Genomic DNA, 23,003 nt, shown 5'->3' with positions numbered 1-23,003 from the left:
GCTTCTAGAAAAACCTATTCCTTTAGGATACACGTTACTTGAGCTTTGTGATTTCACCAAGCTCTTTTTGTGACAGCGTTGGTTTTTAAGCCTGTTGAAACTTCAATTGGCGTAATTGTTTGGCGTGTTGCAGGGTGGTGTCATTAATTTCAACGCCGCCTGTCATGCGTGCCAATTCTAAAATACGCGCATCTTCTTCTAATTCAACAATGGTGCTGCTGGCAGGGTCGGTCTGACGCTTTTTCACCAAAAGGTGCTGATCAGACTGTGCTGCCACTTGTGCTTGGTGGGTAATACATAAAATTTGAACGTGTTGCGCCAAACCTGCGAGTAAGCGCCCCACAATTTCTGCGGTACCACCACTAATCCCGACATCAATTTCATCAAAAACCAAGACTTCGGCTTCGGTTTTTTCGGCATTCATGACTTGCATAACCAAGGCAATCCGCGATAATTCACCACCAGAAGCCACGCGTGCCAATGGCTGTGCAGGAATACCTTTGTTGGCGGTAAACAATAATTGAATAAAACTTAACCCTTCCGCAGAAACCTGCTCTAAAGGTTCAAATTTAAATTCAAAATGTGCCTCAGGCAGTGCCAATTGTTTAACTTGCTCGGTTAGTTGTTTAGCGAGCGGTGCAGCTGCTTCACGACGGATATCATCTAAATGTTGTGCTTTGGCTAAGAAGTCCTGATGTGCCACTTCTACTTGTTCTGCCAAAGTTTCAGGATCTTCCAGTTCATGTAAAGCCGTGAGTTCGGCTTGCCAAGTATCGAACTCTTGTTTCAGTAATTCAGGCTGAGTGCGGTATTTACGTGCCAAACGATGAAAAACTTCCAGCTTCTGATTCAGTTCTTCCATGCGCTCTGGATCAAAGCTTTGACGATCAATAAACTGACGTAAATTGGCTGTCGCATCATCTAATTCACTTTGCGCATTTAACAATGAATTATAAATTTCCGATAATTGCTCACTGCGCCCCGCATGCGATTCCAAGCGGCGAATAATCGAAGCAATTTCCTGAGTGATGTTTTGCTCGGCTTCGTCTAAGGCATTTAAGCTATAACTGCAATCCTGCATGATATGTTCATGATGGCTTAGGCGATCAAACTCTTGTTCAATCTCCTTATAATCGATTTGTACCAGTTCTTCGAGTTCTTCGAGCTGTAAGTTTAGAGTTTCGATGCGCTGCTTGCGAGTTGCCTGTGCATCCAGCGCCGCCTGATGCTGTCGGATATTTTTTTGCCAGGTACTATAAGCATCACGTACTGCTTGGGCAGGGGTATAAAAATTATAATAACGATCAAGCCAGTGCTTTGGATAAGGCGGTTCGAGCAATTGTTGCTGACTGTGCTGACTGTATAACTGTACCAGTAAGCGTCCAATTTCTTTCAGCTCTGCCAAACTGCTTGGACGACCATTAATCCATGCTTTGCTGCGCCCTGTGGCAAAAATTACCCGACGTAAATGGATTTCACCAGACTCATCATCTAATTCATGTTCTTTTAGCCATTGTGCTTCAGGGCTATTGTCCTGATAACTGAAACTCGCAGTCACATCGGCTTTATCTGAGCCAAAACGCACATAATTGGTATCGGTACGTTCACCTAAACAGGCAGAGAGTGCATCTAATAGTAAGGATTTACCGGCACCTGTTTCCCCTGTTAGAACGTTAAAACCTGTTTCAATATCCAGTGCTAAGTGGTCGGCAAGGGCAAAGTTAATCAGTGTTAAATGAGTCAGCATAAACGCATCCAAGCTGCGAAAAGTGTCAGTGAAAGAGAGTTAAGTTTTGGAAATGCCATAACAAGGCTGTTATTTTCGTCTGTTTAATTCTAGCTTAAATTGCAGCACAAACAACAAAAAATGTACCCGATAAGCATCCTATATAAAACGCAAGACTCGTTGACCATTTCATTTGATAGTCATCAAATTGCAGTATATTCGCTTAGGAAGTTTTTAGGTGCTGCCTGATCGGGTGAAACTTAAATGATACACATACTATTTGTGATCTGTTTCACATTCAGATTTAGCACTTTAGTGGGGAAGAATCTAGAGCAGAGTACTTTGCATGCCTCTGGCATTGGCTTAGACTGTGCTGTCAGCGTGTTGCATGCTGCGTATTGAAACATTGTTCAATTTACGCAAAGCCCACTGTAAACACAGATTGATTAGTTCTGAGGACAGAATTAAACTACATCAGTCAAAAATATAAAAACGCGTTACCTGGAGAATACGCATGTCAGCTCAGTTTGATCATGTATCAGTTGTGAAAAAGTCGAATGTCTATTTTGGTGGGCAATGCATCAGTCACACGGTGCAATTTGAAGACGGTACCAAAAAAACCTTAGGGGTAATTTTACCGACTGAACAAGCCTTGACTTTCGAAACGCATGTACCTGAACGTATGGAAATTATTTCAGGTGAATGTCGTGTCAAAATTGCCGATAGCGAAGAAAGTGAATTATTCCGCGCGGGTCAATCGTTCTATGTGCCTGGCAATAGCCGTTTCAGCATCGAAACCGATGAAGTGCTCGATTACGTGTGCCACTTAGAAGGCTAATCAGCCGATAATAGGGTATTGAATTAAGATTTCATTTTTCTCCTGCTTGAGCACTCAATCAAGCGGAATTGAATCAAGAAATTTTCACCCGAATCGGTTAAACTAGATCTTATTGAAATCCTGTAAAGTCAGCTTTGCAGGATTTTTCGTTTTCGCTGGTTTATTGGTGCATTAATTAGAGGTCGTTCATGGCAAAACCTGAATATTATTATGGCGTTCACTCGGTGGAGTCATTATTGGAGCTTGAGCCAGAGCGCGTCTTAACTCTTTTTACCTTAAAAGGGCGTGATGATCAGCGTTTACAAAAGATTTTAGAACTTGCCGAACCATTTGGCATTAGTGTGCAAAAAGCCAGCCGTGACAGCTTGGAAAAACTGGCAGGTTTGCCTTTTCACCAAGGAGTGGTGGCTGCAGTACGCCCACATCCAACTCTGAATGAAAAAGACTTGGATGCCTTGTTGCAGGCTGATAGCAAGCCTTTACTTTTGGCGCTCGACCAAGTCACCGACCCGCATAACTTGGGTGCGTGTATCCGTACTGCCGCTGCGATGGGGGTTACTGCCGTGATTGTGCCGCGTGATCGTTCAGCAAGTTTGACCCCAACTGCACGCAAAGTAGCTGCAGGTGGTGCAGAAAAAGTCAAATTTATCCAAGTGACCAATTTGGCACGTACTTTGGCGCATTTGAAACAAGAGTTTAATGTGCGCGTGGTGGGTACGATGCTGGATGAAAAAGCTTTGCCAATTCAGCAATTTGACTTTACAGGCACAGCAGTATGCGTGGTGATGGGCGCAGAAGATACAGGTTTACGCCCAATTACCCAGTCACAATGTGATCAAACCGTATTTATTCCAATGGCAGGAAATCTGCAAAGTCTGAATGTCAGTGTTGCAACAGGTATGGCCTTGTATGAAGCTTGTCGTCAGCGTCAGGCTTAATTGCTGATTTTGTATTTGCTATTTTATTGATGCTTTCAACACCGTGATTCGTCTATCTCCCCAAAAGCAAGGTTATGCTTTGGTGCTTGTTACCATGTGCATTTGGGGTGGTTTTACCCTAACTGCTCGGCTGAATGCACAATGGCAGATCAGTGCTTGGGATATTACCGCCTTACGCTTTGCTTTGGCTTTTTGTATTTTAATGCCGATTCTTATCTGGAAAAAAGATACGGCATTTTTATGGAAAAAAGAGCCTTTTATTTTGGCAATGATTGGTGGAGTGGGCTATTGCCTGACTGCGTATAGTGCTTTTCATTATGTACCTGCTGCGCATGCTGCCATTTTTTTGAATGGCTGTATTCCTGTTTGTACCGCCATTGCTGCTTGGATGTTATTTCGAGTGCCTTTTGACCGCCATACATGGATCAGTATTGTAATTATGCTGACCGCCATTGCGGGTATGAGTGCGCTGATGTATCAAGAAACAGGTGTTGCCTTTGGACTTGGGGATGGACTGTTTTTTATCAGCGCTATTTGGTGGGGTGTGTTTACGGTTTTATTAAGACAATGGAAGCTCTCCGCTTGGCATGCTATGGCAGGTGTCGCAATTTGGTCGGCAATCGTCTATGTCCCGATTTACGTACTGTTTTTCCCGAAACAACTCAGCACACCTGAACCGATTCATTTATTGCTGCAAACTATTTTTCATGGAGTGTTTGTGGTGATCATCGCAACACTTAGCTATGTCGAGGCAATTAAGCGTTTGGGAGCATTCAAAACTGGCAGTATTGTGACCTTGGCGCCGTTTATCGCTGCGATTCTTGCTGTCCCTTTATTGGGTGAACCTTTGAGTTTAGCAATTTTATGTGGCTTGGTGGGTATGGGGATTGGTGCTTTGCAACCTTGGCGTTGGTGGGCCCGACCTGACAGCTTAAAAGCTCAACTTGAACAGCAAAAACAACAGTCAGATTAATTTGCTTACTGCATCGCTCGCTTTAAATACTGCTGATGCAATACTTCAAGTTTGCTATACAAATGATCTAAATGCCCATCATTTAGCACAATGTCATCAGCTAGGCGTTGTTTTTCAGCACGTGGCATTTGTGCTTGAATAATTTTATGAATTTGCTCAACCGTTTGACCATCACGTTGTGAGGCACGGTGAATTTGTAGTGCTTCAGTAGCATCAATCAATAATGTATGTTGGGTCAATTGATGTTGATTGGTTTCAAACAAGAGTGGTGAAACCAAAACCACGTAGGGGCTATTGGCAGCATTTAATTGTTGAATAATCGATTCACGAATTGCAGGGTGGGTGATTTTTTCAAGTGCTTGTCGTGCACTTGGTTCTTTGAAAATGTGTTCACGTAAGGCACGACGATCAAGCTCACCATTCTCAAGTAAAACCCAATCGCCAAAGTGTTGTCGAATTTGCTTTAAGGCAGGCTGTCCTTTTTCGACTACTTCACGTGCAACCACATCTGCATCGACCACAACAATGCCTTGGGTCTCAAACCACGCACTGGCTGCAGACTTGCCACTGCCAATTCCTCCTGTTAGACCCAAAACAAAACGCATGTGCTGTCCTTATTGTCCCAAATATACTTTCATGATTGGCTCGCCCCATAAAAAGGCAATCCAGCCCGCAATGGCGATATACGGACCAAACGCAAAGGGTTGATTTTCTTTACGTACTTTTAACAGAATAATGCCAATAATCGCCCCAACTAAGGACGATAGCAGCACAATCAGGGGTAACATCATCGGCCCCATCCATGCACCTAAAGCGGCAAGGAGCTTGAAGTCGCCATAGCCCATGCCTTCTTTGCCTGTGACGATTTTAAATAGGTAATACACCACCCATAGACATAGGAAGCCAATCACATAGCCCCAAATTGCCGAGGTTGGTGAGGTATAGATGGCATAGCTGTTGACGGCCAAACCCAGTGCAGCCAAAGGCAGGGTATAACGGTCTGGCAAGAGTTGTGTATCGAAATCAATGAAGGTGAGCGCAATCAAGGTATAAGTGAGTAGCAAGCCAAATAGCATTTGTACGGTTGGGCCAAATACCGCAAGCACAATCAGAGCGCAAATAGCAGTTAATACCTCAATCAGTGGATAACGTATACTGATCGGGTTTTGGCAGTTGCCACATTTACCGCGTAATACCAACCAACTCAGCACAGGAATATTTTGATACCAACGAATTGGGTTGTGACATTTGGGACAGGTCGATGCAGGTTTGCTGAGGGTGATTTTACTTTCATCAATAATGGCTTGTTCAGGATGTAATAACATTTGGCAGTCATTACGCCACTCCTGTTCCATCATTTTTGGGGTGCGGTAAATCACCACACTCAAAAAACTGCCAATACATAAACTAAAAAGTCCAACTGCGATATAGAGCGCAGTTGGATTTTGGATAAAGTACGCGATTAATTCTTGCATTAAACCACAGAACCCATTTGGAAGATTGGAAGGTACATGGCGACAACTAAACCACCCACTAAAATACCCAAGACAGACATAATCAACGGCTCCATCATTGAGGTTAAGCCATCTACTGCGTTGTCGACTTCGTTTTCATAGTGGGTTGCGACTTTATCTAGCATGGCATCTAGCGCACCTGATTCTTCACCAATGGCTACCATTTGCACCGCCATAGAAGGGAATTTATTGGTGACACGCATGGCGAATTGTAGCTGCTGTCCTGTCGCGACATCATCACGGATTTTCATCACCGCTTCTTCATAGACCACGTTATTGGTTGCCCCAGCGGTCGATTCCAAAGCATCAATTAAGGGTACACCAGCAGCAAAAGTAGTGGCTAAAGTACGGCTATAACGCGCGATAATGGCTTTATAGACCAAGTCACCAAAAATAGGCGCTTTCAGTGCCGCTTTGTCTAAGAAGTCACGGAATTTTTTACTGCGTTTTTTAGTTTCCAAGAAACCTGCAATCATGACCCCAATCACAATAATCAGAATAAACCAGTATTTCTGCATCCATTGTGACATGTTGACCACCATTTTAGTGAAGGCAGGCAAGTCCGCACCAAAAGAGCTAAACAACTCTTCAAACACAGGTACGACTTTCACCATCAAAATAATGGTCACAATCACGGCCACCACAATGACCGTTGCAGGGTATTTCATGGCTTTTTTAATTTTTTGTTTGAGTAACTCACTCTTTTCTTTATAGATCGCGACACGATCTAGCATGGTTTCTAGGGCACCCGATTGTTCACCAGATTCGACCAAAGAACAAAATAGGTTGTCAAAATATTGAGGATATTTACGCAATGCGCCAGCAAAGGTATTCCCGCCTTCCACTTCACCTTTAATGCCTAAAACCACTTCACGCATGGCGGGGTTTTCAAGACCTTCGGCAACAATCTCAAAGCTTTGTACCAAAGGCACACCTGCTTTCATCATAGTGGCAAGCTGACGCGTGAAAATAGTGATGTCTAAGGTCGACACCCGTTTTTTCATTAAGCCTTCAAGAATATTCTTTTTCTTTTGGCGAATCGTCTTGATGGTAATCCCTTGTTTACGCAATGTGACCTTTGCCAAGGCCATATTACGCGCTGGAATTTCCCCTTTTAACTTAGCCCCTTTGCGGTCAATCCCTTCATAAACGAAGGTGGGCATCATCTGTGCTTTTTTGACAGCCATGCGTATTTATCCTTATTTTAAATTTTACAACTATTCACTGGTCACACGATTGACTTCTTGCAATGAAGTCACCCCCTGCATGACCTTAAGTAACCCCGAACGACGCAGATTGTTAAACCCCGATTTTGCTGACGCATCAGCAATTTGGATGGCATTACCATCCTCCATAATAATTCTAGAAATTTCTGGTGTGACTTTCATCACTTCATAAACACCAACACGTCCTTTATAACCTTCACGGCATTCAGAACAGCCTACAGGTTGATAGACCTGAAATTCTGGATTGCTCAAATCGGCTTCAGTAAAGCCCATTTCCAATAAGCTTTGTTTTGGAATATCGGAAGGAGCTTTGCAATGCGGGCATAGGCGTCGTGCCAAACGCTGTGCAATGACGAGGTTTACCGAAGTTGCGATGTTAAAGGAAGGAACGCCCATGTTGCGTAAACGCGTTAAAGTTTCTGGCGCACTGTTGGTGTGTAGGGTAGATAAAACCATGTGACCTGTTTGGGCAGCTTTAATTGCAATTTCTGCAGTTTCAAGATCACGAATCTCACCCACCATGACAATATCAGGGTCTTGACGTAAGAAAGATTTCAGGGCGGCAGCGAAGGTTAAGCCTACTTTATTGTTGACGTTAACCTGATTGATGCCTTCTAAGTTAATTTCCACAGGGTCTTCGGCGGTGGAAATGTTGGTATCTTCTCTGTTTAAGATATTTAAGCCTGTATATAGCGATACCGTTTTACCCGAACCCGTTGGACCTGTAATCAGTAACATGCCTTGCGGTTTTTCTAAGGCTTCCATGAACAATTCTTTTTGTTCTGGTTCATAGCCCAAAGCGTCAATTCCTAGCATCGCGCTAGATGGGTCAAGAATACGCAGTACAATTTTTTCACCGAACAAGGTTGGCAACGAGTTCACACGGAAGTCGATGGACTTGTTTTTAGATAGTTTTAATTTAATACGACCATCTTGCGGCACACGTTTTTCAGAAATGTCCATTTGGGACATCACTTTTAAACGTGATGCCAAGCGGTTAGCTAACTGTAAGGGTGGGGTGGCAATTTGACGTAATACACCATCGACACGGTAACGCACTCGATAGGTTTTTTCATACGGTTCAAAGTGTAAGTCCGAAGCACCCATGCGAATTGCATCAATCAGTAATTTGTTGATGTATTTAACAATTGGGGATTCATCACCCTGCGGTTCATCTTCTGCAGCTTGTTCTGGTTCGCTGTTACCATCTTCAAAGTTGAGATCGAAGTCATCATCTTCAAATTCAAAAGCAGACTCACTCGCAAAGTTTTGTTCAATCAGTTTTACCAATTTATCGTGTTCGACCACAATGGCTTCAATATTCATTTTACTGTTGAAACGAATGGCATCCATTGCTTCGATATTGGTCGGGTTACTGGTCGCAACGTAAAGCAGGTGATTGCGCTTAAAAATAGGTAAAAGGTTATATTTGCTGAAAAGCTTTTCATCAATGCCTTCACGCACGATGAGCGCAGAGTCATACACGCTTAAATCAAAAATAGGTTCGCCAAACTCATTAGAAATTTTTTCAGCAATGATTAAAGGCGCGATATTTAGGTTTTGAATGAGATAGGGAACAATATCAACATTATCTTTTTGTGCGGCTTTAATGGCAGTTTGCATATTTTCAGCAGAAACGAGCCCATCTTCGACCAAACGTCGAATAAAACCTGTAAATCTAGGTGTAGCTTGTTGTACTGACATTCCCCAACGTCCTCAAAATCAAGATTGTTTATAATTGGTATCTTAAAATTATACTTTTGTTGCACAAAAATACCATATCTGAAAGTGCTGTCACCACCTAAGTATCGCCTAAAAGCATGAACCAGTTACATTAATCTGCTAAAAAAATTGTAAGTCCTGCCATGAAAAGATACTTCATGCAGCAGTTTGATGCAAAGCTTGTACAAAAAACTCAGCAGAAATGTGATTTGCGTGTAGAATGTGCGCGATTAAATGAATTGTTTTTGCAGGTTATTCTATGTCGGCTACGACGATTAAGCCTTGGGTGGTTGGCAATTGGAAGATGAATCCGATACATGCCGATGCTCAGCAACTTATTTCTGAATTTAAAACATTATTACAAGACAGCCCTGTAGAGGCTGAAAAGTGTCATTTGGGGATTGCACCTGTCACTTTGGCTTTAACTCAAATTCAAGCTGCATTGAGCGAAGCAGTACGTCCTGTCTATACCGTTGCACAAGACCTTTCCCGTATTGCGGGTTTGGGTGCATATACAGGCGAAGTCAGTGCAGAATTGCTAAAAGACAGTCAAATTGATTATGTATTGGTTGGGCATTCAGAACGTCGTGAACTTTTTGCAGACACACCAAGCATTTTGAATGAAAAAGTTAAAAATGCCTTGCAGGCAGGTTTGACAGTTATTTATTGTGTGGGTGAAAGTCTGCAACAACGTGAAAGTGGTCAGGCAGAGCAAGTTGTTTTGCAACAAATTTGTGATATTGCTGCCGTGGTTGAGGCTGAGCAATGGCAACAGATTGTGATTGCCTATGAACCTATTTGGGCAATTGGCACAGGCAAGACCGCATCACCTGAAGATGCGCAAACCATGCATGCAAAAATCCGTGAAGGTTTAAGCCAAATCACCGCTTATGCTGTGACTCTACCGATTTTATATGGTGGTAGTGTAAAACCAGAAAATGCCGTAGAGTTAGCAGCCTGCCCAGACATTAATGGTGCTTTGGTTGGTGGTGCATCTTTAAATGCGGCATCGTTCCATCAAATTGCGCAAGCCTTTGCAAATACACAATAATGAGGAGTTCAGCATGCAAACATTTGTGCTGGTAGTACATATTATCTTAGCCATTTTAATGATTGGACTAATTTTGGTTCAGCATGGTAAAGGTGCAGATGCAGGTGCTTCTTTTGGTGGCGGTGGTGCGGCAACCGTATTTGGTGCGTCAGGCTCAGGTAACTTTTTAACCCGTTTAACGGCAATTTTAACAGCATTGTTTTTTGCAACCAGTTTAACTTTAGCGGTGTTTGCCAAGAAACAAATCACAGGTGCATACAGTTTGCAGACTGTACAAACGACTGCACCTGCACAGCCAGTATCGCCTGAAACTTCACCAACTGCGCCTAAAAGCGCTGAATAATTTTATTTAGCACTTTCTTTTTTCGCATGATGCGACTAGAATGCGTCACAGCTGCGGTGGTGGTGGAATTGGTAGACACGCTACCTTGAGGTGGTAGTGCTTTCGGGCGTGGGGGTTCAAGTCCCCCCTTCCGCACCAACTTATAATCCAGAAAACATAAGTTGGTGTTAAGCAGCAAATCTGTTGATGCGGGATGGAGCAGTCTGGTAGCTCGTCGGGCTCATAACCCGAAGGTCGTTGGTTCAAATCCAGCTCCCGCTACCAATCAATCCTAAGCTTATCGTGAATTAAGCGTAGGCAACTTAAATTATTTTAGGTTGAGATAAGTATTTACATGTTGTTGCGGGATGGAGCAGTCTGGTAGCTCGTCGGGCTCATAACCCGAAGGTCGTTGGTTCAAATCCAGCTCCCGCTACCAATATTTTAAAAGTGTGATTATGCTCTAATATGAGTTTTACGCTTTATACTGACTAAGGTGCAACTTAAGTCAGGCAAAAATGCTAAGTTTGATTGAAAACTTATTCATATTTGTATATAATTTTTGCACGTTGATGCGGGATGGAGCAGTCTGGTAGCTCGTCGGGCTCATAACCCGAAGGTCGTTGGTTCAAATCCAGCTCCCGCTACCAAGTTTCTAATGGTGTGGTACGTTAGTTTTAGTTGATTGAATTCAGCATAATAAACTAGCAAAGATGGTTAGATTTAGTCTAATCCCCGCAACCAAGTTTCTAAAGAGGCTCACAACTAGGTGGGCCTTTTTGCACAGTGGATATTGGTTTTACTGTGCAAGAATAGGGGCGATTACGCCCTTTTTTATTGGCTATCGTGTAGTGTCGATACAAGCCGTGCGCGGCCTAAAGTCAAAGTGTCATGTTTCACTACTACTATAGTTTGTATGAATGTGTAGTGGTCAAATAAGACCATTGAACCGCAGCAGAATGACGAGAGTAAATGAAGCTATCAAATAAAACTCAAGCACTTCAGGACTTAATTGCGCCAGCAGTGCAAGCATGTGATGTGGATCTTTGGGGAATCGAGTTTATTCCACAAGGTAAGCGTTCTTTGTTACGTATTTATATCGACAAAGCTGTCGATGAAAATGCAGAACCTGTCTTAAATGAAGATGGCGAATTAGAGCAAGGTCGTGGTATTGGTGTGCAAGATTGTGTACGTGTAACCCAGCAAGTTGGTGCAATGCTTGATGTGCATGATCCAATTTCAGGTGAATATGCACTTGAAGTATCCTCTCCGGGTTGGGATCGTCCATTTTTCCAATTAGAGCAATTGCCTGCATATATTGGGCAAACCATTGCGTTACGTTTAATCAGTGCTGTAGAAAACCGTCGTAAATTTCAAGCGAAATTGGTTGCTGTAGATCTGGAAAATGAAACCATTCAGGTCGAAGTGGAAAAACAGCAGGTATTGGAGATTGACAGTCACAATATTGATAAAGCAAACCTGATTTACCAAGATTAATCAAATTAATAAGAATCTGAACGAATAGGTGACTTATGGCACGTGAAATTCTTACCGTCGTTGAAACGGTTAGTAACGAAAAAGGTGTAAGTCGTGAGGCAATTTTTGAGGCGCTTGAACAGGCTCTTGTTGCTGCGACGAAAAAGAAATTCTACGAAGGCACAAACTCAGAAGAAGCACGTTTACGTGTGGAAATTGATCGTAAAACAGGTGACTACAGCACTTTCCGTCAGTGGGAAGTGGTGGCAGATGAAGATCATGAAATGCCTGCATGCCAAGATGCAATTTCTGATGTAGACCCTGCAAAGTGGTCAATTGGCGATATTCGCGAACTTGAAGTTGAGTCAATTGACTTCGGTCGTATTGCTGCGCAAATTGCCAAGCAAGTGATTGTGCAAAAAATTCGTGAAGCAGAACGCGCATTGGTTGCAGATGCTTATGAAGCCAAAGTAGGCGAGCTGATTTACGGTGAAGTGAAAAAGCAAACCAAAGATGGCTTTATTATTGATTTGGGCGACAATGCAGAAGCATATTTGGCGCGTGAAGAAATGATCGCCAAAGAAATTTTGCGTCCTAAGCAGCGTGTGAATGCAATTTTGTACAGCGTGAACCGTGAAGGTCGTGGTGCACAATTGTTGTTGTCACGTGCCAAGCCTGAAATGCTGATTGCATTGATGAAAAAAGAAATTCCAGAAATTTCTGAAGAAATCATCGAAATTAAAGCAGCAGCGCGTCAGCCAGGTGTACGTGCAAAAATTGCAGTAAAAACCAACGACCATCGTATTGACCCTGTAGGTGCATGTATTGGTATGCGTGGTACACGTATCCAAGCGGTACAGCAAGAGTTAAATGGTGAGCGTATTGATGTTGTGGTGTGGTCTGATGATCCAGCACAATATATCGCCAGTGCTTTAGAGCCAGCCGATGTATCGGGTATTGTGATTGATGAAGAAGAACGTACTGCCGACATTATTTTCGCAACCAGCGATCAGTTGGCACGTGCAATTGGTTCACAAGGTCAAAACGTACGTTTAGCCTCTGAACTCACAGGTTACAAGCTGAACATGATGCTTGAAGAAGAGTATCACGCACGTCAGCAAAATGAAGCGCAACAATACTTGGACTTGTTTGTTTCACGTCTAGACATTGCTGAAGATTTGGCGATGGCATTGGTAGAAATGGGCTTCACTTCATTAGAAGAAATTGCGTATGTTCCTGCGGAAACATTTGACGAAATTGATTTAGATGAAGAAATTGTTGAAATGTTACAAGGTCGTGCCAAAGAAGTGGCATTGGCAGACGCATTGCAACAGCAAGAAAATATCCAAGATCCGAGTGCAGAACTTCTAGCAATGGAAGGCATGACACAAGAGATCGCTTATGCGCTTGCCGCTCGTGGTGTCATTACAGTTGATGATTTAGCTGACCAAGCGACTGACGATATCGAAGATATAGAAGGTTTAGGTACAGAAAAAGCGGGTCAATTGATTATGAAAGCGCGCGAATCATGGTTTAACTAGGAGGTAATATATGACGGACAAGTCGATTAAAGAGTTAGCGCTCAGTGTAGGTCGTCCAGTTGAGAAACTCCTGGAACAGGTTCGTGACGCAGGTTTACCACAGCGTAACGCTGACGATATTATTTCCACGGAACAACAAAGTACCCTAGTGAACCATTTAAAAAAGGTTCACGGTCAAGAGGGTAAAGCAGGACAAATCACGTTGAAACGTAAAACCACCAGTACCGCTAAAGTGGCAAGTACTTCGGGCAAAGCGAAAACGATTAATGTAGAAGTTCGCAAGAAGCATACATTTGTAAAGCCAGATCCTGAACAGATTAAAGCGGAAGCACTGGCAAAAGCACAGGCGGAAGCAGCTGAAAAAGCGCAAGCAGAACAGCAAGCACGTGACGTGGCAGAAAAGAGCAAAGCGAAAGCAGACGCGCCTCAAGCAGGTGCCGCAAAAGCGAAACAAGCTTTAGATGCAATGCGTGCAGCAGCCAAGCAAGAAACAGCCAAGCAAGAAGTTGCAAAAGCTGCGGTTGTGGTGAAACGTAAGTCAACCAACAAGCCAATTGTGAAGCAAGCAGTGAAAGTCACTGAAACACCTGAGCAAAAGAAAGCGCGTGAAGCGCAAGCAGCTCAGTTGAAAGCGACTGAAGAAGCAGCACGTCGTAAAGCTGCTGAAGAAGCGCAGCAACGTACGCTTGAGCAAATGCGTCAGATGGCATCTAAATACTCAAATGAAGATGCAACCGCTACCATTCGTGTGGTAGATGATTCTCCATTGGCGGCTGGTCTTGTGGGTCAGGCTTATGAAGATTCATTTGCCAAAGAAGACCGTGAAATCAAGCGTGGTACCAGCACCACCAATACACGTTCACCGAAAAAAGGTGGTCGTCGTGGTCAGGAAGAACAGTCTTTCAGCCAAAACTCACATAAACGCGGTTTGAAAACGAGCCAAGCCAACAAGCACGGCTTTGAAAAACCAGTTAAAAAACAAGTTTATGATGTTGAAATTGGTGCAACGATTGTGGTTGCGGACTTGGCTGCAAAAATGGCAGTTAAAGTACGCGAAGTTATTAAATCACTCATGAAAATGGGTGAGTTAGTTACGCAAAACCAAGCGATTGAGCAAGAAGTTGCAGCACTTGTAGTTGAGGAAATGGGCCACAACCCAGTTCTAGTATCTGATACGCAAGCTGAAGATAACTTACTTGAAGCTGCTGAAGAGGCACGTGGTGTTCAAACGACACGTCCACCAGTGGTGACCATCATGGGTCACGTTGACCATGGTAAGACATCATTACTTGACCGTATTCGTCGTGCCAAAGTGGCTGCAGGCGAAGCGGGTGGTATTACCCAGCACATTGGTGCATACCACGTACAAACCGATAAAGGCATTATCACCTTCTTAGATACACCGGGACACGCAGCGTTTACTGCAATGCGTTCACGTGGTGCGAAAGCGACAGATATCGTGGTATTGGTCGTTGCGGCAGATGATGGTGTGATGCCACAAACTGCAGAAGCCATTGACCATGCGCGTGCAGCGGGTACGCCAATTATTGTTGCCATTAACAAAATGGACAAAGAATCGGCTGATCCAGACCGCGTATTGAATGAATTGACCACCAAAGAAATCGTACCTGAACAATGGGGCGGTGACGTACCTGTTGCAATGGTTTCGGCGCATTCAGGTCAAGGTATTGATGAACTTCTTGACTTAATTTCAATTCAAGCAGAAATGATGGAATTGAAAGCATCTGAAGAAGGTGCAGCGCAAGGTGTGGTGATTGAAGCGCGTGTAGATAAAGGTCGCGGTGCAGTGACGTCAATTCTGGTACAAAACGGTACTTTGAATGTAGGTGACTTGGTACTTGCAGGTTCATCTTATGGTCGCGTACGTGCCATGACTGATGAAAACGGTAAGCGTATTAAATCTGCAGGTCCTTCAATTCCAGTTGAAATTTTAGGTTTACCTGAAGCGCCAATGGCAGGTGACGAAGTTCTTGTTGTAAATGACGAGAAGAAAGCACGTGAAGTTGCCGATGCGCGTATGGATCGTGAGCGTCAAAAACGTCTTGAGCGTCAAAGCGCAATGCGTCTTGAAAACATCATGGCATCAATGGGCAAAAAAGACGTTCCATTTGTCAATGTGGTATTGAAGACCGATGTACGAGGTACTTTGGAAGCCTTGATTGTTGCATTGGGCGAGTTGTCTACCGATGAAGTACGTGTACGTGTGATTGGTTCAGGCGTAGGTGCGATCACTGAGTCTGACGTTACGCTTGCAGAATCTTCAGAAGCTGTATTACTGGGCTTTAACGTACGTGCTGACAATACTGCGCGTCAAAAAGCCGATGCCGATGGTATTGACATTCGTTACTACAGCATCATCTATCAATTAATTGATGATGTGAAAGATGCGATGAGCGGTAAGCTTGCACCTGAACACCGTGAAACTATTTTGGGTGTTGCAGAAGTGCGTGAAGTGTTCCACTCAAGTAAGTTCGGTGCAGCTGCAGGTTGTATGGTACTTGAAGGCGTACTTCACCGTAACAAACCAATTCGCGTATTACGTGATGATGTGGTGGTATTCCAAGGTGAGCTTGAGTCACTTCGTCGTTATAAAGACGTGGTGGAAGAAGTTCGCGCAGGTATGGAATGTGGTCTTGCAGTAAAAGGCTATAAAGACATCAAACCACTTGATAAGATTGAAGTGTACGATGTTCAATTGATTAAACGGAGTCTTTAATGGCGGGTAGTCAACGTCTGAAGCGTATGGCGGATACAGTACAGCGTGAGCTGTCAGAACTGATTCGCCAAGAGCTGAAAGATCCACGCTTAGGTGGTCTTGTGACCATCTCTGCAGTGAAGGTGAGCCCAGACTTAGGATATGCGGAAGTGTACGTGACCGTCATGGGACGTGAATTAGGCGATGAGCAAAGCGAAACGGCAAATAAAGAAACCTTGGATGTGTTGAATAAAGCATCAGGCTTCTTGCGCCATGAGTTAAGCCGTCGTATTAAGACACGTATTACCCCGCGTTTGCGTTTTCACTACGATAAAACCAATGCCTATGGTAACTATATGTTTGGTTTGATTGCAGAAGCGGTAAAAGATTTACCTCCTGCAGCACCTAAGCAAGATGAAGAATAAATCAGTGATGATAAAAAATGCCACCTTCGGGTGGCATTTTTTTGTCTATCATGTTTGAGCTTTTGCAATGTAAGCAAGGTTATATCGGATACGATGCTTTTTTTAATGCCTGACTAATATTCTAGACCAAATCATCATGGGACTTTTTTTCATAACGACGTAAATTACGACGTTGGCGTTGCCACGGTAATGGACGGTCTAAGGTTTCAGGCACATTGCCACTCATCGAACGTAAACGTAAATGCAGTGCTGCCTGTGCCATTAAATTGGCAGAAACAGGCGCGGTAATAAACGCAAATAGGGTGATTAATACTTCTGCAAAGCCAAATCGTCCTTCAAATGCCGCATAAATAATGGCTGCAATTAAGAAACTGCCTAGTCCTAAAGTGCTGGATTTTGTAGGGGCATGCAGTCGCATAAATAAGTCGGGTAGGCGAACCATGCCAATGCCGCCCACCAACATGAAAAATGCGCCAATAATTAAAAAGAATGACACTAAAATTTCCATGAGTAATTGCATGTTCATTCTCCTTAATCAATCACATGACCACTGGTGAAGTAACGCGCCAGTGCTGCAGTAGACACAAAGCCTAGCATCGCCACCAATAACGCACCTTCAAATAATGAGGTACTGGTCCAATAGATACCCAGAACCACCACCAAGCAGGTCGCATTTAAAAACAAGGTATCCAAGGCCAACAGGCGGTCTACAATTGAAGGGCCAATAATCAGGCGATATAGGCACATAAACATGGACAGCGTAATCGCAACCATGCAGATTCCAAGTGCATAAGGCAGAATCATCATTGCTTTTCTCCTGACTGTGCACCAAAAATTTCAATCAGCGGTTTTTCATAACGATTTTTGATGTCTTGAATATCTACACTTTCATCTGCAGTGTTTAAGGCATGCACCAAAATATCGCCACGGTCTTGGTCAATACCTGCTGTAACCGTGCCTGGTGTGGTGGTAATGATCATCGCCAAAATACTGTTGACCTGTTCGTGTTGTGTTTCGAGAGGGACACGGAACCATTTTGGCTGCATACGGTCTGTTGGGCCAAGTACCAGTTTTGCGACACGAATATTACAAATCATAATATCCCAGACCACCACGAAGAATAAGCGAATGGCTGCAGTCCAGTTGATGTCTGGTGTACGCGCAATAAAGGGCTGGATCAGTTTGGGAATCAAGAGCGCCAAGACCAGTGCCATCAACAGATTCCCTGCAGAAACACTATGCGCCAACATCAGCCAACTCAGTGCCACCAAGACAGATACAAACGGGTGTGGCAGCAGGTTATCCCAAAACGAAGTTTTTGGTCTCGTTTTTTGCATGTTTAGGGCTCCGCAGGTTTGAGTTGAGTATCGCTAGGTTGCTGTGCTTCCTCACGATTTTGCTGTTGAATCTGACGTTGTTTATAGTCAGAAATATGCTCGCCTTCCAAGGTGTTTGGATCAATCACATAGGGAATTAAATGTGCATTGGTGTCAATTGCTTCGCCACCGTACTTGGTTTGAGGTAAGTACAATGGATCATAAGGTTGTACGCTAATCACATTTGCAGCACGGTCTTTTTTCAGAATCAGTGCTTCATAGGCCGCATTATGTTGAATCTGCTGTGCAGTATTCAGCATATATTGTTGAATTGGATTGGCAAATACCACGTACAGCACTAAACCCGTTAGGAGAAAATAAATGACACGGTCATTACGGGGCGGTGCAATCGCAGGTAGTGCCTGATATTCATAATAGGCTTCAGTTTGCGCATCATCTTCAGGTTTGGTCGCGCGCCAAAATAAAATAAAGCCGACACGGGTGAATGCAATAATACTCAGCAAGCTGACCAAGAGAATAATGCCAATAATCCAGCCTTGATGTGCCATATTGGCGGTGGCTTGCAAAATAAAGACCTTGCCCAAAAAGCCACTAAACGGTGGCAAACCTGCCATCATTAAGGCAATCATGAAGTATGTGATTGCCAGTACTTTGTGTTGCTTCATTTGCGGGGCAATATTGAAGTGATCTTTAAATGCGCCACGTTGTGAGGTAATCCAGCCACACAGCAAATAGAAAGCCGCTGCAATTAAGGTACTGTGTACTAAGTAATACAGTGCGGCTGACCATGCCTGTGTGTTCAGCATCGAAATGGCGATCAGGATCGTACCAATCGAAGACAGCACCATAAAACCGACAAAACGACGTAAGCGCTCTGCACCAATTGCGCCAATGACCCCATACAGTGAGGTAATTAGACCAATCGGCAGCAACCAGTCTTGTAGGATTTTATGGCTCAGTGCATCATCAAATACGGTTCCATTAACCCGCAAAATGGCATACACACCCACTTTGGTCATGATGGTGAATAAGGCTGCCACAGGGGTTGTCGCCACGGCATAGGTTTTAGGAAGCCAGAAACCGACAGGAAGCATAGCGGCTTTAATACCAAATACCACAAATAGCAGTAAGCCACCTGCCACCGCAATTTTATGTGCATCAGCATCGAGTAGCGGAATAAGACGTGCCACATCGGTCATGTTTAAACTGCCGACACTGCCGTAAATCATCCCCAAACCAATTAGGAACAGGGCAGAGGCCAACAGGTTGATGGTGACGTAATGAATCCCGAGTTGAAAACGTGCTTTGCCTTGACCGTGCAATAACAACACATACGAGGCGAGCAACAAGATTTCAAAAAATACGAACAGGTTAAATAAGTCGCCTGTGAGGAATGCACCGCAAAGTCCCATGAGTAGGAAATGCACCATGGTATGAAAATAGCGACCACGTTCATCCCATTTTTTGCTGGAAAACCACAGTAATGGCAAGGCAAGTGAATAAGTCAGTACCAACATGAGGGCAGACAGTTGATCTAGCACTAAAATAATGCCAAACGGGGCGGCCCATTCGCTCAAATTATAAATAATAATTTGCCCACTGCTGACTTGAATTAAATAGCTAATTGCAGTGACTAAACCGAGTGTGGCAGAAAGATAGCTAATGCCACGACGCCATGGCTGACGCCAGTCATGTGAGAGTGAACCAAAGCCCGGATTGCCTAATAGCACTAAAATAAATGCGGTAAAGGTTGGAATCAGGATGCTAAAAATAGGTGAATGCTGTAGCCAAAATTGGAGGAAATCAGTCATTATGGCTCATCCTCACGTGGGTCAAGCAGTGGATGTTCTTCTTTGGCATCGACGTGGTCTGTCCCTGTTTCATAACGGCTACGCAGCGCCAATTGCACAATAAATGCGGTGGTGGCAAAACCAATCACAATTGCGGTTAATACCAAGGCTTGTGGTAATGGGTCGGTGACTTTTGAAGCTTCAGTCAAAATTGCAGGTGCATTGAGCTGAATACGCCCCATGCTGAATAAGAAAATATTGACGGCATAACCAATCATCGCCAAGCCCAAAACCACAGGAAAGGTACGGGCACGTAAAATTAAATAGATTCCTGTCGCGACTAACATTCCAATGGCAGACGCAATTAAAAACTCAATACTAATCATTGCATTACTCCTTTGGAAGTGGGCCAGACATGCCTGAGTGACGTGAGTCGCCCAAGACAGAAATCATCAACATTACCGCACCAACCACCGTGACATACACGCCTACATCAAATAAGGCAGCCGAAGCGAGGTGCATTTCACCAATAATCGGAGGATTGACATAAATATGTGCGCTGGTGAGGAATGGACGTCCCCAGAACCATGCGGCAAGTCCTGTCAGACCTGCAATACTTAAACCCACGCCAATCCAGATTTCGTATAAACGTCCAGATTTAGCTTTGAGCATTTGTTCGGTGTGGTCTTGACCAAGCGCAATGTATTGGATGATCAACGCCATTGCGGTAATTAAGCCTGCAATAAAGCCACCACCTGGTAAGTTATGACCGCGCAAGAAAATATACAGACTGACCACAAGGGCGATAGGTAAAATCCATGAGGCGGTAATACGTAACATCAACGGTGAAGGATTAAAACGATAAGTTAAACCCTGCGTCATGATGGTGCCGTGAGCACGCATACCATCCATTAAACACAGCGTACCAATCGCGGCAATGCCCAAGACGGTAATTTCGCCAAAGGTATCGAAACCACGGAAGTCCACCAAAATGACGTTGACCACGTTGGTTCCGCCACCGAGTGGAATGGATTGCTGATTAAAGAACCATGAAATTGAATTGTGGTTGCGAGTCATAACCAGCCACGCAATCCAGCCGATACCAATGCCGCCACCAATCGCAATGAAGGCATCTCGCCAACGACGTGAACGGCTAGATTCATACGGGGTCAATTGTGGGAGCAGCGATAGACTCATCAGCAATAAAACAGTGGTGACGACATCAACCGTGATTTGAGTTTGTGCCAAGTCGGGAGCAGACAGTCCGACAAACATCATGGTGACGACCAAGCCAACTGCACCGCTGATTAAGACAGCTTTGATGCGCTCATGGTGGAACCACAGCATCATCCAACAGGCAGAGAACAGCAATAACCATAAAACAATGGCAATCATAGGCGCATGTGTGAGTTCACGTGTGCCAGTTGTTAATCCCTGATTGAATAATGGTAGCGCGACCATGAATACCGTAAAAGCAATGATCCACACCAAATAGCTTTGCAGTGAACCATTTTCGGTTTTACGTTTGATTTTGCGTGAAACTTGTAGCAAATGTTTTAAGAATAATTCAAACAGCAGTTTGCCTTGGAATTGACCTAAATGTGGGTCGAGGTCAATTTCACGGATTTTTCCACCTTTGGCGAGCGAGAAATAGAAAATGATCCCGCCAAGCAGTGCAATAACACTCATCAGCAGGGGAAGATTAAAGCCATGCCAAATTGCCAGATGTATGCCTTCAAACTGCGACAGTTGGGTACTGGCACGAGTCGTGCTATTGACAATATGCTCGACCAATAAGGCAGGCATCAAGCCGACTAAAATACATAAAACAGCCAATAAAGTTGCGGGTGCACGCATGCCAAACGGAGGTTCGTGAGCTTCTTTGTTTGGGACATCTTTACCAATTGGACCATCAAAGAAAACGCCGTGTACCAAACGTATTGAATAGGCCACTGCAAAAATACCCGCCAGTGTCGCAACAATTGCAGAAACCAACAGTACAGGGCCAGATAAGTTTGCTACCAGTTCAGTGAAGAACATTTCTTTGGATAAAAAGCCGTTGGTCAACGGTACGCCAGCCATAGAGGCCGCGGTAATCATAGTGAGGGTGGCGGTAAAGGGTAATAGTTGCCATAAGCCACTAAGTTTACGTAAATCACGTGTGCCTGATTCGTGGTCGATAATTCCTGCAATCATAAACAGGGCCGCTTTAAAGGTGGCGTGGTTGATGATGTGGAAAATTGCAGCAGCTACTGCTAACGGTGAACCAATGCCGAGTAAGCACATGATCAGACCTAAATGACTGATGGTGGAATACGCCAATAAGCCTTTTAAATCTTCTTTGAAAATGGCAAAGAATGCTGCCATACACAGGGTAAATAGACCAATAAAGGTGACTAGGTTGTGATATAACGCTGCGCCTGCAAAAATTGGCAATAAGCGCGCCAGCAAGAAAATCCCTGCTTTGACCATCGTTGCCGAATGTAGATAGGCAGAAACAGGCGTGGGTGCAGCCATGGCATTGGGTAGCCAGAAGTGAAACGGAAATTGCGCACTTTTGGTAAATGCACCCAATAAAATCAGCAATAAAGTTGGTACAAATAAATGATGACTTTGAATTTGTTCAGTCATCATTAAGATTTGGTCAATTTGATAGGTGCCTGTGATTTGCGCCAATAACACAAAACCACCGAGCATGGCGAGTCCGCCCATGCCTGTAATGGTCAGTGCCATACGTGAGCCGCGTTGTGCTGCCTCGTAATTGCTCCAATAACCCACCAATAAGAAAGAGGAAATACTGGTCAGTTCCCAAAAAGTCAGCAACAAAATCAGGTTATTGGAGAGCGAAATTCCCAACATGGCAGCCATAAACAGCATGAGGAGAACATAGAGTTTACTGAGCGAGTTTTGTGGACTTAAATAATAATAGGCATAAATAAAAATGAGTGTGCCGATCCCCGTGATCAGCAAGGAGAATAATAAACCAAGCGCATCTAGACGAAAGCTTAAATCAATCCCCAACTGTGGCAGCCAAGACCATGTTTGAATGATCGTTTCGCCATTAAAGACTGCTTTTGCTTGAGTCAGGAGCAGAATAAGACTGCTCAGACTGACGCCAATCGCCCCTAAAGCCGTTACCCCGCGTGAAAATTGTTTCAGCCACGAGACAAGGGTTGTGCCCAGTACTAACGGTAACAATATAATAATCGGTAGCACACTCATATCCATTGTCGTGAATAGGTTGAAAACCTAAAGGATGAATCTTATCTTCCAAGGATTACAGGACAGCAACACACCATCCAAAAGATTCAATCTTGAAAGCCAATCAGTCGTGTCAGTAAACACGTAGTCTATTGTTTTGATGAGCGTATTGTCGCAACTTAAACTCAAAACAAGATCATGCAAAAA

20 protein-coding genes and 4 tRNA genes are annotated in these 23,003 nt (G+C 43.9%); 13 read left to right on the top strand and 11 right to left on the bottom strand.

From position 1 onward, the window contains the following. Nucleotides 1-85: 85 nt before the first annotated feature. Nucleotides 86-1,747 (bottom strand): DNA repair protein RecN, encoded by a 1,662-nt coding sequence (recN, locus tag FTU09_RS06910; RefSeq protein WP_180072341.1) that lies wholly within the window; start codon nucleotides 1,745-1,747, stop codon nucleotides 86-88. Between the two features lie 493 nt (nucleotides 1,748-2,240). Between recN and FTU09_RS06905 the strand changes: the two genes are divergently transcribed. The 3 genes from FTU09_RS06905 to FTU09_RS06895 all read left to right on the top strand — a co-directional run bounded on the left by FTU09_RS06905 (nucleotide 2,241) and on the right by FTU09_RS06895 (nucleotide 4,475). Continuing rightward, a complete protein-coding gene (locus tag FTU09_RS06905; protein ID WP_004975854.1) occupies nucleotides 2,241-2,564 on the top strand; it encodes a pyrimidine/purine nucleoside phosphorylase in 324 nt (107 codons plus the stop codon). 188 nt (nucleotides 2,565-2,752) lie between these two features. Continuing rightward, nucleotides 2,753-3,502 carry a 23S rRNA (guanosine(2251)-2'-O)-methyltransferase RlmB gene (rlmB, locus tag FTU09_RS06900; protein ID WP_004975856.1) on the top strand — a complete coding sequence of 250 codons (750 nt, stop codon included), beginning with the start codon at nucleotides 2,753-2,755 and terminating at the stop codon, nucleotides 3,500-3,502. Between the two features lie 43 nt (nucleotides 3,503-3,545). Next, a complete protein-coding gene (locus FTU09_RS06895) occupies nucleotides 3,546-4,475 on the top strand; it encodes a DMT family transporter (RefSeq protein ID WP_004975858.1) in 930 nt (309 codons plus the stop codon). Between the two features lie 5 nt (nucleotides 4,476-4,480). Here the strand turns inward: FTU09_RS06895 and coaE are convergent, their stop codons facing one another. From coaE to pilB, 4 genes are read right to left on the bottom strand one after another with little or no spacing between them, the layout of a single operon-like run. Further along, nucleotides 4,481-5,080 (bottom strand): dephospho-CoA kinase, encoded by a 600-nt coding sequence (gene coaE / locus FTU09_RS06890; RefSeq protein WP_179997300.1) that lies wholly within the window; start codon nucleotides 5,078-5,080, stop codon nucleotides 4,481-4,483. A 9-nt stretch (nucleotides 5,081-5,089) separates the two neighbouring features. Continuing rightward, the gene (locus FTU09_RS06885; RefSeq protein ID WP_180079879.1) at nucleotides 5,090-5,950 is read right to left on the bottom strand and encodes an A24 family peptidase; all 861 of its coding nucleotides are present in this window, start codon (nucleotides 5,948-5,950) and stop codon (nucleotides 5,090-5,092) included. Next, entirely contained in the window at nucleotides 5,950-7,176 is a 1,227-nt protein-coding gene (locus FTU09_RS06880; protein WP_179997302.1) for a type II secretion system F family protein, read from the bottom strand. Before FTU09_RS06880 ends, FTU09_RS06885 begins: the two co-directional genes overlap by 1 nt. Before the next feature lie 30 nt (nucleotides 7,177-7,206). Next, a complete protein-coding gene (gene pilB, locus FTU09_RS06875; RefSeq protein ID WP_179996326.1) occupies nucleotides 7,207-8,919 on the bottom strand; it encodes a type IV-A pilus assembly ATPase PilB in 1,713 nt (570 codons plus the stop codon). Between the two features lie 277 nt (nucleotides 8,920-9,196). Between pilB and tpiA the strand changes: the two genes are divergently transcribed. The 10 genes from tpiA to FTU09_RS06825 all read left to right on the top strand — a co-directional run bounded on the left by tpiA (nucleotide 9,197) and on the right by FTU09_RS06825 (nucleotide 16,468). Next, complete coding sequence (tpiA, locus tag FTU09_RS06870; protein WP_180050033.1) at nucleotides 9,197-9,988, top strand: triose-phosphate isomerase; 792 nt, start codon at nucleotides 9,197-9,199, stop codon at nucleotides 9,986-9,988. 13 nt (nucleotides 9,989-10,001) lie between these two features. Next, nucleotides 10,002-10,331: a preprotein translocase subunit SecG gene (gene secG, locus FTU09_RS06865; RefSeq protein WP_180079877.1), complete on the top strand. Its 330-nt coding sequence runs from the start codon at nucleotides 10,002-10,004 to the stop codon at nucleotides 10,329-10,331. A 53-nt stretch (nucleotides 10,332-10,384) separates the two neighbouring features. Continuing rightward, nucleotides 10,385-10,469: transfer RNA gene (locus FTU09_RS06860), tRNA-Leu, on the top strand. Nucleotides 10,470-10,518: 49 nt separating this feature from the next. Continuing rightward, nucleotides 10,519-10,595: transfer RNA gene (locus FTU09_RS06855), tRNA-Met, on the top strand. A gap of 77 nt (nucleotides 10,596-10,672) precedes the next feature. Beyond that, nucleotides 10,673-10,749: transfer RNA gene (locus tag FTU09_RS06850), tRNA-Met, on the top strand. 134 nt (nucleotides 10,750-10,883) lie between these two features. After that, nucleotides 10,884-10,960, top strand: a tRNA-Met gene (locus FTU09_RS06845). A 322-nt stretch (nucleotides 10,961-11,282) separates the two neighbouring features. Beyond that, nucleotides 11,283-11,807 carry a ribosome maturation factor RimP gene (rimP, locus tag FTU09_RS06840; protein WP_004975871.1) on the top strand — a complete coding sequence of 175 codons (525 nt, stop codon included), beginning with the start codon at nucleotides 11,283-11,285 and terminating at the stop codon, nucleotides 11,805-11,807. Between the two features lie 35 nt (nucleotides 11,808-11,842). Continuing rightward, nucleotides 11,843-13,327: a transcription termination factor NusA gene (nusA, locus tag FTU09_RS06835; protein WP_096901341.1), complete on the top strand. Its 1,485-nt coding sequence runs from the start codon at nucleotides 11,843-11,845 to the stop codon at nucleotides 13,325-13,327. 10 nt (nucleotides 13,328-13,337) lie between these two features. After that, on the top strand, nucleotides 13,338-16,064 hold the full coding sequence (infB, locus tag FTU09_RS06830; protein ID WP_178866000.1) for a translation initiation factor IF-2: 2,727 nt from the start codon (nucleotides 13,338-13,340) through the stop codon (nucleotides 16,062-16,064). Next, entirely contained in the window at nucleotides 16,064-16,468 is a 405-nt protein-coding gene (locus FTU09_RS06825; protein WP_004975876.1) for a ribosome-binding factor A, read from the top strand. Before infB ends, FTU09_RS06825 begins: the two co-directional genes overlap by 1 nt. A gap of 121 nt (nucleotides 16,469-16,589) precedes the next feature. Here FTU09_RS06825 and FTU09_RS06820 read toward each other — a convergent pair whose 3' ends face one another. Genes FTU09_RS06820 through FTU09_RS06795 form a run of 6 tightly spaced genes read right to left on the bottom strand, consistent with a single transcriptional unit; the run spans nucleotide 16,590 to nucleotide 22,823 of the window. Next, complete coding sequence (locus tag FTU09_RS06820; RefSeq protein WP_004975877.1) at nucleotides 16,590-16,988, bottom strand: Na+/H+ antiporter subunit G; 399 nt, start codon at nucleotides 16,986-16,988, stop codon at nucleotides 16,590-16,592. Between the two features lie 11 nt (nucleotides 16,989-16,999). Further along, nucleotides 17,000-17,275, bottom strand: a complete 276-nt coding sequence (locus FTU09_RS06815; RefSeq protein ID WP_004975880.1) for a monovalent cation/H+ antiporter subunit F — start codon at nucleotides 17,273-17,275, stop codon at nucleotides 17,000-17,002. Further along, on the bottom strand, nucleotides 17,272-17,805 hold the full coding sequence (locus tag FTU09_RS06810) for a Na+/H+ antiporter subunit E (protein WP_004975882.1): 534 nt from the start codon (nucleotides 17,803-17,805) through the stop codon (nucleotides 17,272-17,274). Before FTU09_RS06810 ends, FTU09_RS06815 begins: the two co-directional genes overlap by 4 nt. 2 nt (nucleotides 17,806-17,807) lie before the next feature. Beyond that, nucleotides 17,808-19,616 (bottom strand): monovalent cation/H+ antiporter subunit D, encoded by a 1,809-nt coding sequence (locus FTU09_RS06805; RefSeq protein ID WP_179989699.1) that lies wholly within the window; start codon nucleotides 19,614-19,616, stop codon nucleotides 17,808-17,810. Further along, a complete protein-coding gene (locus FTU09_RS06800) occupies nucleotides 19,616-19,981 on the bottom strand; it encodes a Na+/H+ antiporter subunit C (RefSeq protein WP_004975886.1) in 366 nt (121 codons plus the stop codon). Before FTU09_RS06800 ends, FTU09_RS06805 begins: the two co-directional genes overlap by 1 nt. A 4-nt stretch (nucleotides 19,982-19,985) precedes the next feature. Next, entirely contained in the window at nucleotides 19,986-22,823 is a 2,838-nt protein-coding gene (locus FTU09_RS06795; RefSeq protein ID WP_180079875.1) for a monovalent cation/H+ antiporter subunit A, read from the bottom strand. Nucleotides 22,824-23,003 lie beyond the last annotated feature (180 nt).

Origin of the sequence: Acinetobacter sp. YH12058, assembly GCF_013419805.1 — a bacterium.
Classification (GTDB): Bacteria; Pseudomonadota; Gammaproteobacteria; order Pseudomonadales; family Moraxellaceae; genus Acinetobacter; species Acinetobacter towneri.
This window is presented reverse-complemented; position numbering and strand designations above follow the sequence as displayed.